12 protein-coding genes and 1 other RNA gene are annotated in these 16,928 nt (G+C 33.3%); 12 read left to right on the forward strand and 1 reads right to left on the reverse strand.

What is annotated here, in order from left to right:
* The first annotated feature begins 7 nt into the window (after positions 1–7).
* From tgt to M1D64_RS05885, 12 genes are all read left to right on the forward strand, one after another.
* Positions 8–1,153, forward strand: a complete 1,146-nt coding sequence (gene tgt / locus M1D64_RS05830; protein ID WP_011302950.1) for a tRNA guanosine(34) transglycosylase Tgt — start codon at positions 8–10, stop codon at positions 1,151–1,153.
* 15 nt (positions 1,154–1,168) lie between these two features.
* On the forward strand, positions 1,169–1,429 hold the full coding sequence (gene yajC, locus M1D64_RS05835; RefSeq protein ID WP_011302951.1) for a preprotein translocase subunit YajC: 261 nt from the start codon (positions 1,169–1,171) through the stop codon (positions 1,427–1,429).
* Between the two features lie 380 nt (positions 1,430–1,809).
* Complete coding sequence (secDF, locus tag M1D64_RS05840) at positions 1,810–4,086, forward strand: protein translocase subunit SecDF (RefSeq protein ID WP_075339792.1); 2,277 nt, start codon at positions 1,810–1,812, stop codon at positions 4,084–4,086.
* Positions 4,087–4,267: 181 nt separating this feature from the next.
* A complete protein-coding gene (gene recJ, locus M1D64_RS05845) occupies positions 4,268–6,547 on the forward strand; it encodes a single-stranded-DNA-specific exonuclease RecJ (RefSeq protein WP_069837975.1) in 2,280 nt (759 codons plus the stop codon).
* A 12-nt stretch (positions 6,548–6,559) separates the two neighbouring features.
* Positions 6,560–7,078, forward strand: a complete 519-nt coding sequence (locus M1D64_RS05850) for an adenine phosphoribosyltransferase (RefSeq protein ID WP_002483102.1) — start codon at positions 6,560–6,562, stop codon at positions 7,076–7,078.
* Between the two features lie 325 nt (positions 7,079–7,403).
* Positions 7,404–9,593: a RelA/SpoT family protein gene (locus M1D64_RS05855; RefSeq protein ID WP_002483103.1), complete on the forward strand. Its 2,190-nt coding sequence runs from the start codon at positions 7,404–7,406 to the stop codon at positions 9,591–9,593.
* Between the two features lie 12 nt (positions 9,594–9,605).
* On the forward strand, positions 9,606–10,058 hold the full coding sequence (gene dtd, locus M1D64_RS05860; RefSeq protein ID WP_037538327.1) for a D-aminoacyl-tRNA deacylase: 453 nt from the start codon (positions 9,606–9,608) through the stop codon (positions 10,056–10,058).
* Positions 10,055–10,930 carry an N-acetylmuramoyl-L-alanine amidase family protein gene (locus M1D64_RS05865; RefSeq protein WP_075339790.1) on the forward strand — a complete coding sequence of 292 codons (876 nt, stop codon included), beginning with the start codon at positions 10,055–10,057 and terminating at the stop codon, positions 10,928–10,930. The genes dtd and M1D64_RS05865 overlap by 4 nt, the downstream gene beginning before the upstream one ends.
* 327 nt (positions 10,931–11,257) lie before the next feature.
* Complete coding sequence (hisS, locus tag M1D64_RS05870) at positions 11,258–12,520, forward strand: histidine--tRNA ligase (RefSeq protein ID WP_075339789.1); 1,263 nt, start codon at positions 11,258–11,260, stop codon at positions 12,518–12,520.
* A gap of 12 nt (positions 12,521–12,532) precedes the next feature.
* On the forward strand, positions 12,533–14,299 hold the full coding sequence (aspS, locus tag M1D64_RS05875; protein WP_069822037.1) for an aspartate--tRNA ligase: 1,767 nt from the start codon (positions 12,533–12,535) through the stop codon (positions 14,297–14,299).
* Positions 14,300–14,362: 63 nt separating this feature from the next.
* Positions 14,363–14,554: non-coding RNA, 6S RNA (gene ssrS / locus M1D64_RS05880), on the forward strand.
* A gap of 141 nt (positions 14,555–14,695) precedes the next feature.
* Complete coding sequence (locus tag M1D64_RS05885; protein ID WP_002483108.1) at positions 14,696–15,466, forward strand: tRNA threonylcarbamoyladenosine dehydratase; 771 nt, start codon at positions 14,696–14,698, stop codon at positions 15,464–15,466.
* A 167-nt stretch (positions 15,467–15,633) separates the two neighbouring features.
* Here the strand turns inward: M1D64_RS05885 and M1D64_RS05890 are convergent, their stop codons facing one another.
* Entirely contained in the window at positions 15,634–16,917 is a 1,284-nt protein-coding gene (locus tag M1D64_RS05890; RefSeq protein WP_041080570.1) for a replication-associated recombination protein A, read from the reverse strand.
* Between the last annotated feature and the right edge of the window lie 11 nt (positions 16,918–16,928).

The following is a 16,928-nucleotide window of genomic DNA, read 5'->3' on the forward strand; positions in this document are numbered from 1 at the left end:
ATTTTATATGCCAACGCCAGCTGTTACATATGAGCATATTAAAACTTGTAAACAATCAGGTGCAAGACTAGGTATCGTTCATACACCTCATGGTTCGTTTGAAACACCAATGTTTATGCCTGTTGGAACGAAAGCAACCGTAAAAACAATGAGTCCAGAAGAATTACATCAAATGGAAACTAAGATTATACTAGGTAATACATATCATTTGTGGTTACAACCGGGAAATGATATTATCAGAAAGAGTGGGGGATTACATCAGTTCATGAACTGGAATGGTCCAATACTGACAGATTCTGGTGGTTTCCAAGTATTTAGTTTAAGTAATTTAAGAAAGATTACTGAGGAAGGTGTAGAATTTCGCCATCACACAAATGGATCTAAACTATTTTTAAGTCCTGAAAAATCTATGCAGATTCAAAATGACTTAGGTTCAGATATCATGATGGCATTTGATGAATGTCCACCTATGCCAGCTGAATATAAATATGTGAAAGACTCGATTGAAAGAACAACAAGATGGGCAGAACGCTGTCTTAAAGCACATTCGAGACCAGAGGATCAAGCCTTGTTTGGTATCATACAAGGTGGAGAATATAAAGATCTTAGAAAGCAAAGCGCTGAGGAGTTAGTAGCTTTAGATTTTCCTGGATATGCGATTGGCGGATTGTCTGTAGGAGAACCTAAACCAGTGATGTACGATATGGTACACCATACGGAACAATTCATGCCCAAAGATAAACCACGTTATTTAATGGGTGTTGGCTCGCCTGACGCATTAATTGAATGTAGTATTAGAGGCATGGATATGTTTGACTGTGTATTACCAACACGTATAGCGCGTAATGGTACTTGTATGACTTCTCATGGTCGTGTAATCATTAAAAATGCCAAATACGCTGAAGATTTGGGACCACTTGATGATAATTGCGATTGCTATACTTGTAAAAATTATAGTAGGGCATACATAAGACATTTAATAAAAGCAGAAGAAACTTTTGGAATACGTCTTACTACTTATCATAATTTACATTTCTTGCTGAAATTAATGGAAAATATCCGACAAGCAATTCGTGAAGATCGCCTTCTAGATTTTAAAGAAGAATTCTTTGAACAGTATGGACTTAATGTTGAAAACCCAAAAAACTTTTAAGAGGGAGAAAAAATAATGCAATTTACTTCATTGATATTACCAATATTATTATTAGTATTAATGTGGTTCTTCTTAATTAGACCACAACAAAAAAAGGCTAAAGAGCATCGTGAAATGATTAGTCAAGTAAGCTCAGGTCAACGTGTTACAACAATCGGCGGTATCAAAGGTACGGTTCGTAGTGTTGACGAAACAACAGTTGTATTAACTTTAAATGGTAATGGTACTGAAATCACTTTAGAAAAACCAGCTATTAAACAAGTTGATCCTTCATAATAAATGTTAGAACTGATATGTTTATATCAGTTCTTTTTTATATCTTTTAATCAAATTGATCTAATATATAATAAGATGATGTTGGTTGTTAGGTTACTTTCAGCTAGTTATAATGACAAGTAAGACCTTTAACGCTATAGAGTGTTATAATTTAATGTAATACCATATATTTAACTTTATACGAATGTTAGTCAAAACTGAGCTTTGCTATCGTCACAATGAAATATACAAGGTTAAATTAGTTGAGTTAGTTTTTACACTCGTTGTAATATGTTAAGATATATAAGGTTGTTGAGTAAAATTTTCTAGTTTTATTAAACTTGCATTAATATAATTTAATCGAGTATTCTTAAAACATAAGCTTACAATGAGGTGTTCAAGTGAAGAAAAGTAGTAGAATAGTTGGGTTCATATTACTTGTAGTTCTGTTGTTTGCAGGCATGGGACTTACATATAAGAACGTAGTTAAAGATGTCAATCTTGGATTAGATCTACAAGGTGGATTTGAAGTCTTGTATCAAGTTGATCCTTTACAAAAAGGCGATAAGATAGATGATAAAGCGGTAAAAGCGACAGCTAAGACGCTTGAAAACCGTGTCAATGTCTTAGGGGTTTCAGAGCCTAAAATACAAGTCGAAGATAATAATAGAATTCGTGTGCAGCTAGCAGGTGTGAAAAATCAATCTCAAGCCCGCGATATCTTATCTTCACAAGCGAATTTAACGATTCGTGATGCTGATGACAATGTCAAACTGACAGGTAAAGATATTCAACAAGGGTCGGCTAAACAAGAATTTAAGCAAAATACAAACCAACCAGCAGTTACTTTTAAATTAAAAGATAGCGATAAATTTAAAAAAGTAACTGAAGAAATTTCTAAAAAAGATGAAAATGTCATGGTTGTATGGTTAGATCATGAAAAAGGTGATACTTACCATAAAGAAATGGATAAAAAAGATCCTAAATACGTTTCTGCAGCGTCTGTAGACAAACCGATTAACTCAGATAGTGTGGAAATTTCTGGTGGTTTCAATGGTGAAGAAGGCGTAGAGAAAGCAAAACAAATCGCTGATTTATTAAATTCTGGTTCATTACCAGTAGACCTTAAAGAAATATACTCAAATTCTGTAGGTGCACAATTTGGTCAAGACGCTTTAGATAAAACTGTATTAGCGGCTGCAATTGGTATTGCTGTTATTTACCTATTTATGTTAGGTTTCTATCGTTTACCGGGATTAGTTGCAGTTATCGCTTTAACAACTTACATTTATTTAACATTAGTAGCGTTTAACTTTATTTCTGGTGTATTAACATTGCCAGGATTAGCTGCGTTAGTACTTGGTGTAGGTATGGCAGTCGATGCTAATATTATAATGTATGAGCGGATCAAAGATGAATTGAAGATTGGACGAACGCTTAAACAAGCCTATAAAAAAGCTAATAAGAGCTCTTTCTTAACTATTGTCGATGCACAGCTGACTACAGTCATTGCAGCAGCAGTGTTATTCTTCTTTGGTGAAAGTTCTGTTAAAGGTTTCGCAACGATGTTATTATTAGGTATCCTAATGATTTTCGTAACGGCAGTATTCTTATCAAGATGGTTATTATCGTTATTAATATCATCTAATTTCTTTAAGAAATCCAATTGGCTATTTGGTGTTAGTAAGAAAAATATCCATAACGCTAATGAAGAAAAAGAAATACATGACTTGAAAACACCATACGAGCGCATTGATTTTATGAAATTAGCAAAACCTTTATTAGGTTTAAGCGTGCTTATTATTGTTGTGGGTGCTATCATATTATTTATTTTCAGATTAAATTTAGGTATTGATTTTACAAGTGGTACTCGAGTTGATTTTGAATCTAATAATAAAGTCGACGAGAATAAAGTTACAAATACTTTAGAAAGTAAAGGCTTTAAACCGGATCAAGTTTCTCTTGGTGAAAATGATAAAAACGCAACAGTACAATTTAAGCATGACTTGTCTAAAGACGAAGTTTCTAAAATTCAAGATACGGTAGACCAATCATTTGGTAATAAACCGACTGTGAACACTGTATCACCAGTTATAGGACAGGAATTAGCTAAAAATGCAATGTTAGCACTCATTTACGCAGCAATTGGTATCATCATTTATATTACATTTAGATTCGAATGGCGAATGGGTCTGTCATCTGTACTTGCATTGCTACATGATGCCTTTATGATAGTTGCCGTCTTCAGTCTATTTAGAATAGAAATCGATATTACGTTTATCGCAGCAGTTCTTACAATAATTGGTTATTCTATCAATGATACGATTGTTACATTCGATAGGGTACGGGAAAACTTACACAAAGTAAAAGTGATTACTAAAAATGAACAAATTGATGATATTGTTAATAGATCTATACGTCAAACAATGACACGTTCTATTAATACTGTACTAACTGTAGTTATTGTTGTAATCGCATTGTTGATTTTCGGTGCGCCAAGTATCTTTAACTTCTCATTAGCTTTATTAATTGGATTAATTTCAGGCGTATTCTCATCTGTATTTATTGCAGTACCGCTATGGGGTATTATGAAGAAACGACAGCTTAAGAAATCAGACAATAACAAAATCATTGTTCATAAAGAGAAAAAATCAAATGATGAAAAGATTTTAGTATAAACAATCAGTCATTGAAATTATAGTGAAACGGCTTTCTGCATAAATTGTAGAAGGTCGTTTTTCTTTATCAAAGTAGTAACTATATCTTTGTTCAGGCACTTGATTTTTATTTTTAAATGGAACCACTTTTTATTTTTGGATTTCTTTTGTATAATGACTGGTGGAAATGAGGGAGAATAGTATGATTAAATCAAAATATACTTGGGACGTTAAATCACCAGAAAATGAAATTACAGAGGATGTTTCATTAGATTTAAAACTAACTCCTATTGTAAAAAAAATATTAGAGAGTAAAGAAATTACCGATAAAGCAGCGATAGATCAATTATTAAAAAATAAACAAGTTATGCATGATGCTTGGTTGATGAGCGATATGGAAAAAGCCATAGAACGTATTAATTTAGCCATCGATCAAAATCAAAAAATATTAGTTTATGGTGATTACGATGCAGATGGTGTAACATCAACAACAATATTAGTAAAAACATTAAAAGCGCTAGGTGCGCATGTTGGCTGGTATATACCCAATCGATTTTCAGAAGGGTACGGCCCCAATGAAATGGCTTTTAAAAATGCACATGAGGAAGGTATATCTTTAATAATAACTGTAGATAACGGTATACAAGGACATGATGAAATACAGATGATTCAAGATTTAGGTGTCGATGTTATTGTTACAGATCATCATGAAATTGGTAGAACAATGCCTAGTGCGTTTGCTATAGTCCATCCAATGCATCCGGAGTTTGACTATCCCTTTAAATATTTATGTGGGGCTGGTGTTGCATATAAATTAGCGCAAAATCTATTAGATGAACCGCCAGCTTATTTTCTTGGATTAGTTGCTATTGGAACGGTTGCCGATTTGGTATCATTAACTGATGAAAACAGAGCTTTAGTCCAAAAAGGTTTAGAAATACTAAACGATCATTGTCCAGCATCAATTAAGGCAATACTTAAACAAGCGGGTTATAATGATGTAATTACGGAAGAAACGATCGGATTTATTATTGGCCCAAGATTGAATGCGGTAGGTAGACTCGAAGATGCAGCATTAGCTGCTGAGTTATTGATGACTGATAATGATGAAGAAGCAGAATTTTTAGCAGAACAAGTTGAATTCTTTAATCAAGAACGAAAAGATATCGTTGCCCAAATTACAGAAGAGGCATTAGCTGCTGCTGAGGATCAAGTCAAACAAGGGACAAAGTTTTTACTTTTAGCACAGGCAGATTGGCATGAAGGTGTACTTGGCATTGTTGCATCTAAGATAGTAGAAACATATAGCTTACCAACATTGATTTTAAATATTGATGAAACACAAGATCATGCGAAAGGTTCTGCACGCAGTATAGAACAAGTCTCAATGTTTGAAATTTTAAATGCACATTCAGATTTAATTTCAAAATTTGGTGGGCATCATATGGCTGCTGGAATCACAATGCCAATTGAAAATATCGAAAGTTTAAGACAAGGCTTAAATGATTGGATGGCACAATTAGCATCAACAACATCACTAGAACCGCGTAAAAAAGTGGATGTTAAAGTAGCAGAAACAGATATAACAATCAAGAATATTCAAGATATTCAAAGACTTAGACCATTTGGTACTGACTTTTCAAGCCCATGTTTTGAATTAGAAGGCGTCATAGTCAATCAAGCTAAAGCCATTGGTCAAGATAAAAAACATTTGAAAATGGTATTAGGTGATAGCCAATTGCAAGCTATTTTTTGGCAGAATGGTCATCTTGTGAAAGAACTAGGAGAACAGCAACCTATAAATGTAATAGGTACACTTCAAATAAATGAATGGAACGGATTTCAATCTCCACAATTTATGATTCAAGATTTAGCAAGTAATAATTTACAAATTTTAGATTATAGAAGCAAAAGTAAAGTGAGTGGATTTGAACAAGACTCAAGTAACGTTGCATATCTCATTCATAACAAGAGTGAAAAATTAGATGATAATTATTACTACTATGGTGATACAATTGACCAATCATATGATAAATATGTATTTAGAGATTTACCACCTTCAATTCAAGCTATAAAAACAACACTTAAAACAGTTGATGTTTCTCAAATATACTTGGTGCTTAATCACGAACGCTCAATTTATTTTGAAGGTATGCCCAAAATGGAAACATTTAAAAAATGCTTTAAAGCATTGGCAACTAAAAAAGAAACAGATTTAGCTAAAGAAGGCATGCAATTATGCCAATTTTTAAATATACAACCAAGTATGCTTAAATTCATTCTAAAAGTTTTTCTTGATTTAGAGTTTATAAAAGATGAAAATGGTATAATTAAAATGAATAGTGTTTCAACAAAGAGAGAAATAGAATCTAGTAAATACTATCAAGGCAGACTAGATAGAATAGAAGTTGAAAAAGTGCTTCTCTATGATGATTTCGCTAATTTAAAAAAATGGATTAAAACTGAACTGGTAGATAAATAGGAGGAAGTTTGAATGGATTTAAAACAATATGTATCTGAAGTTGAAGATTGGCCAAAACCGGGTGTGAATTTTAAAGATATAACGACAATTATGGATAATGGAGAAGCGTATGGTTACGCTACTGATCAAATTGTTGAATATGCGAAACTTAGAGACGTAGATATTATTGTTGGACCTGAAGCGCGTGGTTTCATCATTGGATGTCCAGTGGCATATTCAATGGGCATTGGTTTTGCACCAGTGCGTAAAGAAGGCAAACTTCCACGCGAAGTTATCCGTTATGAATATGATTTAGAATATGGCACGAATGTGTTAACAATGCACAAAGATGCTATAAAACCAGGGCAACGTGTATTAATCACGGATGATTTACTTGCTACAGGTGGAACAATTGAAGCTGCTATTAAACTTGTTGAAAAATTAGGTGGCATTGTTGTTGGCATCGCATTCATAATAGAATTAAAATACTTAAACGGTATTGAAAAAATTAAAGACTATGATGTAATGAGTTTAATTTCATATGAAGATTAAATTAATCTAGTAAAAGAAGTCAGATATGCACATTTTAAGGCATGTGCTATCTGGCTTTTTTATTTATTCAAATATAGACTGTTCTAAATGATACTTTGAAATGAAAATTAGAATAATTTTAAACTGGATTTTATTATTCGTATGGCCTACGCATTTATTTATTTAATAACATGTAGTATTATATAACTATTATACAAAATTTGGCCTAATAACGTAAAAAAACGTTATAATCGAAAATAATACAATGAATAGAAGCTATTGAAGCTAACGAAATATAATACTGGGTATCTAATAGCGATTAATATTTAGTATAGGGGTGTCTTAAGTGAATAATGAATATCCATATAGTGCAGATGAAGTACTATCTAAAGCAAAATCATATTTATCAAAAGAGGACTATGAATTTGTATTAAAAAGTTATCATATAGCCTACGAAGCACATGAAGGCCAATTTAGAAAAAATGGATTACCTTATATTATGCATCCAATTCAAGTTGCAGGTATCTTAACGGAAATGCATTTAGATGGTCCAACGATTGTTGCAGGTTTCTTACACGATGTAATTGAAGATACACCTTATACATTTGATGATGTGAAAGGCATGTTCAATGAAGAAATTGCAGTAATTGTTGAAGGCGTAACAAAATTAAAAAAAGTGAAATATCGATCTAAAGAAGAACAACAAGCAGAGAATCATAGAAAATTATTTATTGCTATTGCTAAAGATGTTCGAGTTATCTTAGTTAAATTAGCAGACCGATTACATAATATGAGAACATTAAAAGCAATGCCAAGGGAAAAACAAATTAGAATTTCTAAAGAGACATTAGAAATTTATGCACCATTAGCACATCGATTAGGGATTAATACGATTAAATGGGAATTAGAAGATACGGCTTTAAGATATACAGATTCTGTACAATATTTTAGAATCGTGAATCTCATGAAAAAGAAACGCAGTGAAAGAGAAGAGTATATTCAAAACGCGATTAATCAAATTCAGTCTGATTTAACTAGTATGAATATTGTAGGGGATATTAATGGTCGTCCTAAACATATCTATAGCATTTATAGAAAAATGGTTAAACAGAAGAAACAATTTGATCAAATCTTTGATCTATTAGCAATACGTATCATCGTCAATTCAATTAATGATTGTTATGCTGTGTTAGGTTTAGTGCATACATTATGGAAACCAATGCCAGGCAGATTTAAAGACTATATTGCTATGCCGAAGCAGAATATGTACCAGTCATTACATACTACAGTCGTGGGCCCTAATGGCGATCCATTAGAAATTCAAATAAGAACCTTTGAAATGCATGAAATTGCAGAGCACGGTGTTGCAGCACATTGGGCATACAAAGAAGGTAAGAAAGTAACTGAGAAGTCACAAAATTTTAATAATAAATTGAATTGGATTAAGGAATTAGCTGAAACAAATAATACAACTTCTGATGCTGAAGAGTTTATGGAAACTCTTAAATTTGACTTGCAAAGTGATAAAGTCTATGCATTTACGCCAGAAAGTGATGTAATTGAATTACCATATGGTGCGGTTCCTATCGATTTTGCCTATGCGGTACATAGTGAAGTAGGTAATAAGATGATTGGTTCAAAAGTAAATGGTAAAATTGAGCCGATAGATTATGTGTTACAAACTGGTGATATAGTAGAAATCAGAACGAGTAAACATTCTTATGGTCCTAGTAGAGATTGGTTGAAAATAGTAAAATCATCTAGTGCTAAAAGTAAAATACGTAGTTTCTTTAAAAAGCAAGACCGTTCTTCAAATATTGAAAAGGGTAAATTCATGATTGAAGCGGAAATTAAAGACCAAGGCTTTAGAGTTGATACCGTGCTAACGGATGATAATATCGCTGTCGTTAATGATAAATATAATTTTGCAAATGAAGATGATTTATTTGCAGCTGTAGGCTTTGGTGGCGTAACTGCACTACAAATAGTCAATAAATTAACTGAAAAACAACGTATTATCGATAAACAAAAAGCCTTGAATGAAGCACAAGAAATTACTAAATCTGTACCAATTAAAGATGATATTACAACCGATAGTGGTGTATATGTAGAAGGTATTGAAAATGTATTAATTAGATTATCAAAATGTTGTAATCCTATACCCGGAGATGATATCGTTGGATATATCACTAAAGGTCATGGCATAAAAGTTCACCGAACGGACTGTCCAAATATCAAGAATGAAAAAGAAAGATTGATACATGTTGAATGGGTACGCTCAAAGGATTCAACGCAACGCTATCAAGTGGATTTAGAAGTTTCTGCTTACGATAGAAACGGCCTTTTAAATGAAGTATTACAAGCTGTCAATTCAACACAAAGCAACTTAGTCAAAGTTTCAGGCCGTTCAGATATTGACAAAAATGCAGTGATTAATATTAGTGTTATGGTAAAAAATGTAAATGAAGTTTACCAAGTTGTAGATAAAATTAAACAGCTCGGCGATGTATACACAGTCACTAGAGTATGGAATTAGAGGTGCAACCAAATGAGAATCGTAGTTCAAAGAGTGAAACACGCTTCAGTTACAAATGACTCAGTAGATAATAAAATAAATAAAGGCTACTGTTTATTAGTTGGTGTAGGAAAATCATCAACTGAAGCAGATATTGCTACATTAGCGAAAAAAATTGTTAATGCACGTTTATTTGAGGATGCAGATGGTAAATTAAATTTAAACTTACAACAAGTTGAAGGAGAAATATTGTCTATTTCACAATTCACTTTGTATGCAGATGTTAGAAAAGGAAATAGACCAGGATTCACACAATCGATGTCACCTGATCGCGCTAATGAATTATATGAACAATTCAATGATACTTTACGCTCATATGGTATTAATGTATTAACCGGTGAATTTGGTACAGACATGCTTGTTGATATTGCCAATGATGGTCCTGTAACGATTATTTATGAAAGTCAGGATGGCAAAATCATATGAAGAAGTTCAATGATTGGTTAGAAAAACATAATCTTAGAAACATCCCCACACTTATTGTCGTTGTTGCATTTGTACTCTTTGTTTTTATGGCCATTGCTTTCTTAAATCATAATGACGAAGACAGTAGTACGATTTATATTACTGAAGATGCTGAATTGAGAACAGGACCTAGCGCTGCTTATCCTGAAATACATTCAATTGACAAAGGACAAAATTTCCATAAAATAGGCAAAACTGGTAAATGGATAGAAGTTGTATCCAGTAATAACAAAGAAAAAGGTTGGGTAGCAGGTTGGCATACCAATTTGAATATTCAAGCAGATAAGAATCCCAATGCTAAACCATTAAAAGATAAAACAATTGTACTTGATCCTGGTCACGGTGGTAGTGATCAGGGTGCATCAAGTAATACCCACAAAAAAAGCAAAGAGAAAGTATATACTTTAAAAACGGCTAAAGAATTAAGAGCACTTCTTGAGAAAGAAGGCGCAACAGTAAGTATGACGCGTGAGTCTGATACTTATGTAACACTTGATGACCGTAATATTAAAGGTGATGCTTATATTAGTATACATAATGATTCACTTAAATCTTCCACAGCAAATGGAAGTACAGTCTATTGGTTTAAAGACAATCAAAAAGCATTAGCTGAAACCTTAAGTGCCAGCTTGCAAAAGAAAGCGTTATTAACCAATAAAGGCGCAAGACAAGAAAACTTCCAAGTATTGAGACAAACAAACGTACCTGCTGTCTTATTAGAACTAGGTTATATTAGTAATCCAACAGATGAAGATATGATTACAGAAAAATTACATCGTCATATTGTAGAACAAACAATTGTTGAAGGACTACGGGCGTATTTTTCAGAATAAAAAGGTTGCATATTTTTAACAAAGTCGTTATCATTGAATATGAATTCTATATTAAAACCGATATGATTCTTGAAATTTCTAATTGAAATGGTAGCATTTTACGTGTGTAGAGACATAATTCATGGCTGAAAAATTATGCAAATTAAGTTAGAAATATATAACACAAGAACAGGTGCTTTTTAAAAAGCCGCGTAACGAGCGTTAATCGTAAGAAGTGGGTTATAAATTACAACTTATAACCAATTAGGGTGGCAACACGGAAATTCGTCCCTTGTATGACTTATTAGTCATGCAAGGGTTTTTTTATTGCATAAAAGGAGAGATTCTATGATCAATATACCTAGAGGGACGCAAGATATTTTACCAAATGAAACTAAAAAATGGCGTTTTATAGAAGCAAGATTAGATGAATTAATGGAAGTATATAATTATCAAGAAATTCGTACACCTATTTTTGAGAGTACTGAATTGTTTGCACGTGGTGTAGGAGATTCTACAGATGTTGTACAAAAAGAAATGTATACTTTTAAAGATAAAGGTGATAGAAGCATTACGTTACGTCCAGAAGGGACTGCTGCAGTAGTTCGTTCATACATTGAAAATAAAATGCAAGGTTTACCAAATCAACCTATTAAGCTTTATTATAATGGTCCGATGTTTAGATATGAACGCAAACAAAAAGGACGTTATCGCCAATTTACACAATTTGGAGTTGAAGCAATTGGTGCTGAAAACCCTGGTGTTGATGCTGAAGTATTAGCTATGGCAATGCACATTTATCAATCATTTGGGTTAAAACATTTAAAATTAGTGATTAATAGTATTGGTGATATCGATTCACGTCACGAATATAACGAAGCTTTAGTTAAACATTTCGAACCAGTTATTGGCGACTTTTGTAGTGATTGTCAATCAAGATTGCACACGAATCCAATGAGAATATTGGATTGTAAAATAGATAAAGATAAAGAAGCAGTGAAAACTGCGCCTAGAATTACAGAATTTTTAAATGAAACATCTAAGCAGTATTATGCAGATGTCAAACAACATTTAGATGACTTAGGTGTACCTTATGTTGAAGATCCTAATTTGGTACGAGGCCTAGACTATTATACGCACACTGCATTTGAATTAATGATTGATAATCCTAACTATGATGGTGCGATAACAACTTTATGTGGTGGCGGTCGTTATAATGGATTATTAGAGTTATTAGATGGACCTCACCAAACAGGTATAGGTTTTGCTTTAAGTATTGAAAGGTTACTGTTAGCACTTGATGAAGAAAACATTGAACTAGATACTGAACATGACTTTGATTTATTCATTGTTACGATGGGTGAAGAAGCAAATCGATATGCAGTTAAACTACTTAATGATTTACGTCGAAATGGTGTTAAGGCAGATAAAGATTACTTACAACGTAAAGTTAAGGGTCAAATGAAACAAGCGGATAGATTAAATGCTAATTACACAATTGTTATTGGTGAGCAAGAATTACAAGAAAATAAAATTAATGTTAAAAATATGCAAACAGGTGAAAGTGAAAGCGTTGATTTAGATAAATTAGTTAATTATTTTAAAAAATAAGGAGAAGATAAAATGAGTAAACGTACAACATATTGTGGTTTAGTAACGGAATCTTTATTAGATCAAGAAGTTACATTAAAGGGTTGGGTACACAACCGTAGAGATTTGGGAGGATTAATTTTTGTTGATTTACGTGACCGTGAAGGTTATGTACAAATCGTGTTTAATCCAGATTTTTCTGAAGAAGCATTGAAAACTGCTGAAACCGTAAGATCGGAATATGTTGTAGAGGTTAAAGGTCTAGTTAAAAAACGTGACCCTCAAACAGTCAATCATAAAATTGCAACGGGTCAAGTAGAGGTGCAAGTATCAGAAATCAATATCATTAATAAATCAGAAACGCCACCTTTTGCTATTAATGAAGAAAATCAAAATGTTGATGAAAACATTCGATTGAAATATAGATATCTTGATTTAAGACGACAAGAATTAGCACAAACTTTTAAAATGAGACATCAAACAACACGTTCAATAAGACAATATTTAGATAAAGAAGGCTTTTTTGATATCGAAACGCCAGTATTAACTAAATCAACGCCTGAAGGTGCGCGTGATTATCTTGTACCTTCTCGTGTACATGATGGAGAGTTTTATGCATTACCACAATCACCTCAAATTTTTAAGCAGTTATTAATGATTAGTGGTTTTGATAAATACTATCAAATCGTCAAATGTTTCCGTGACGAAGATTTACGTGCCGACCGTCAACCAGAATTCACTCAAGTCGATATCGAAATGAGCTTTGTTGATCAAGAAGATGTCATGGATATGGGTGAAGAAATGTTGCAAAATGTCGTAAAAGATGTCAAACATGTTGAAATTCCACGTCCATTCCCAAGAATGACATATAATGAAGCAATGGAACGTTATGGGTCAGATAAACCAGATACACGTTTTGAAATGGAGTTAATTAATGTATCTGAACTTGGCGAAGAGATGGACTTCAAAGTATTTAAAGATGCCGTTAATAATGATGGCCAAGTTAAAGCAATCGTTGCAAAAGGGGCAGCTGATCAATATACTAGAAAAGATATTGATGCATTAACTGAATTTGTAAATATTTATGGCGCTAAAGGATTGGCTTGGGTCAAAGTGGTTGATGACGGTTTAAGTGGTCCAATCGCTAGATTCTTTGAAACAACACATATTGAAAAATTACAATCATTAACAAATGCAGAATCTGGAGATTTAGTATTATTTGTTGCTGATAAACCCAATGTTGTTGCTCAAAGTTTAGGTGCACTTAGACTTAAACTTGCAAGAGAGTTAGACTTAATAGACGAATCTAAATTGAATTTCTTGTGGGTAACAGATTGGCCATTATTAGAATATGATGAAGATCTCAAACGCTATACTGCAGCACATCATCCATTCACAGCACCAAAACAAGAAGATATTGAAAAATTAGATAGCGAACCTGAAAATGCACAAGCTAATGCATACGATGTTGTGTTAAATGGTTACGAATTAGGTGGTGGATCAATCAGAATCCATAACGGAGAGCTGCAAGCTAAAATGTTTGAAGTCTTAGGCTTTACTGAAGAACAAGCTCAGGAACAATTTGGTTTCTTACTTGATGCATTCAAATATGGTGCACCACCACATGGTGGTATTGCGTTAGGACTTGACCGTTTAGTTATGCTATTAACAGGTCGTACGAATTTACGTGATACGATTGCATTCCCTAAAACGGCTTCAGCAACGTGTCTATTAACAGATGCACCAAGTGAAGTTTCTGAAAATCAATTAGAAGAACTATCATTACGTATACGTCATTAATATGTTCACGAAGTTTTAATTCTTGCTATATTTTAATATTGTGTTATGATTATTCCATAAGATAGTCATCTGTAGTGTTCGTAAGTTTGCTTCATATTTGGGCCTAACACTCTTTGATCCGGGAGCCCAATGGGTTTTCTTGCAGCGCACACGCCTCATTTAGGAGGACTTGCAAAACAAGAAACAGGGCACCCACCTGTTATAAGCAGGCCGAATGATCAAGCATTTTATAACTACGGCACTAACGGACTCTATCGGTACGCAAGACTTCGGTCTTGCGTATTTTTTTGATATTAAACGATAAACTATACTTTTAAAATACATGAACGACGAAAATATAATTTTGACAATATGATTTTTTAAAATAAATAATTTTTTATGAATAAGGAGTATGACATGAAACACCAATTTTCTAGAAATGAATTAGCATACGGTCAGGAAGGCCTGGCGCTTTTAAAACAAAAGACTGTTGTTATCTTAGGTGTAGGTGGCGTAGGTTCATTCGCAGCTGAGGCACTTGCAAGAACTAATATTGGACATATTATTCTTATAGATAAAGATGATGTTGATATTACTAACGTCAACAGACAACTTCACGCTTTGACAACAACCATTGGGCAAAGTAAAGTAACATTGATGGAGGAACGCATTAAACTTATTAATCCTGATTGTAAGTTGACATCTCTGCATATGTTTTATACTGAGGATACATATGAGGAATTATTTAATAATTATGATATCGATTATTTTGTCGATGCAAGTGATACAATTATGTATAAAGTTCATCTTATGAAAGAGTGTTTGGATAGAGGGATTTCTGTGATTTCGAGCATGGGTGCGGCAAATAAAACAGATCCTACAAAATTCCAAATTGCCGATATCTCAGAAACATATATGGATCCAATGGCTAAAATCATTCGTAGAAAATTAAAAAAATTAGGTATAACCAAAGGGGTACCAGTGGTTTTTTCTGATGAAAGTCCAATCGTCATTAGAGAAGATGTTAAAGAAACTGTTGGAGACGCAAATGCTTCAACAAGAAAGGCACAAATTCCACCTTCATCTAATGCCTTTGTACCGAGTGTAGTGGGTTTAATTAGTGCTAGTTACGTTGTTAATGACATTTTAAAAGATATACCTGTAACTAGAATTAAGGATAAAAAATAATAAGTGCTACAAAAGACTATTTTTGTGCGATATTTAATTCAAACAATTAAAAGTAATAATAAAGCCTAAATTAAAAAGCACTAATCCATCTTCATTGGGTTAGCGCTTTTTATATTTGTAAGGCTTAAAATAGAAAATGATTTCATCGTATTTGAGGTAATGTGGCTTTAGCCTTTATTTTTTTGCTGCGATTGATTAATATGATCGAACACAGCTTTAAATTGTTGCTCACTTTTTGAAGTTGTTTTTGGTTCATAGTATATTCTATTTTTCAATTTATCTGGTAGATATTGTTGTGCGACAAAACCATTTTCATAGTTATGTGGATATTTATAACCGATAGAACGACCAAGTTCTTTTGCACCAGCATAATGACCGTCTTTTAGATGATCTGGTATTTGACCAACATGACCTTTTCTAATATCGGAAAGGGCTGCATCAATCGCACTGATACCTGAATTTGATTTTGGAGATAAACAAAGTTCTATGACTGCTTGACTTAATGGGATTCTAGCTTCAGGAAAACCTAATCTTTCAGCTGATTCAATTGCAGCTAGTGTACGTTGACCTGCACTTGGAGAAGCTAGTCCAACATCTTCAAAACTGATTACCAGTAATCTTCTAACTATTGTGGGTAAATCCCCAGCTTCAATTAAACGGGCAAGATAGTGTAACGCAGCGTTAACATCACTACCGCGGATTGATTTTTGGAATGCACTCATCACATCATAATGCATGTCGCCATCTTTATCACTTACAAAAGCGCCTTTTTGTAGGCAATCTTTTGCATCTTGCAAAGTAATATGTCGTTGTTGATCAATATTTTCCGAACTCAATACGGCTAGTTCCAAGGCATTTAATGCACTCCTAACGTCACCTTGACTTTGGGTTGTAAAATAAGCCATAGCGTCTTCATCGACCATTGGATTGTAGCTAGCTAAACCTCTTTCAGAATCATTTAATGCTCTATCCAATGATACCCTGACATCGTTTTCGTCAAGTGGATATAACTCGAAAATTTGAGCACGAGATCGAATCGCAGGATTTATCGCATGATAGGGATTTGACGTCGTAGCACCGATTAACACAATTTTTCCATTTTCTAAATGTGGTAATAAAAAATCCTGTTTCGCTTTATCTAAACGGTGGATTTCATCTAGTAATAAAATAACTTGTCCAGACATTTTTGCTTCTTCTACAATGAGTTGCATATCTTTTTTAGTATTTGTAACAGCGTTTAACTGTCTGAATTTAAATTGAGTACTTCCTGATATGGCTTTCGCGATACTCGTCTTACCAATACCAGGAGGTCCATAAAATATCATTGAAGAAAGTCTTTTAGTTTCAACCATTCTTCGAATAATTCCTTTTGGTCCAACTAAGTGTTCTTGAGAAATGATTTCATCGATATTATTTGGACGCATTCTTGAAGCTAATGGTTCATTTGTCAAAATCTTTCACA

This window comes from Staphylococcus sp. Z5-21 (assembly GCF_056529615.1).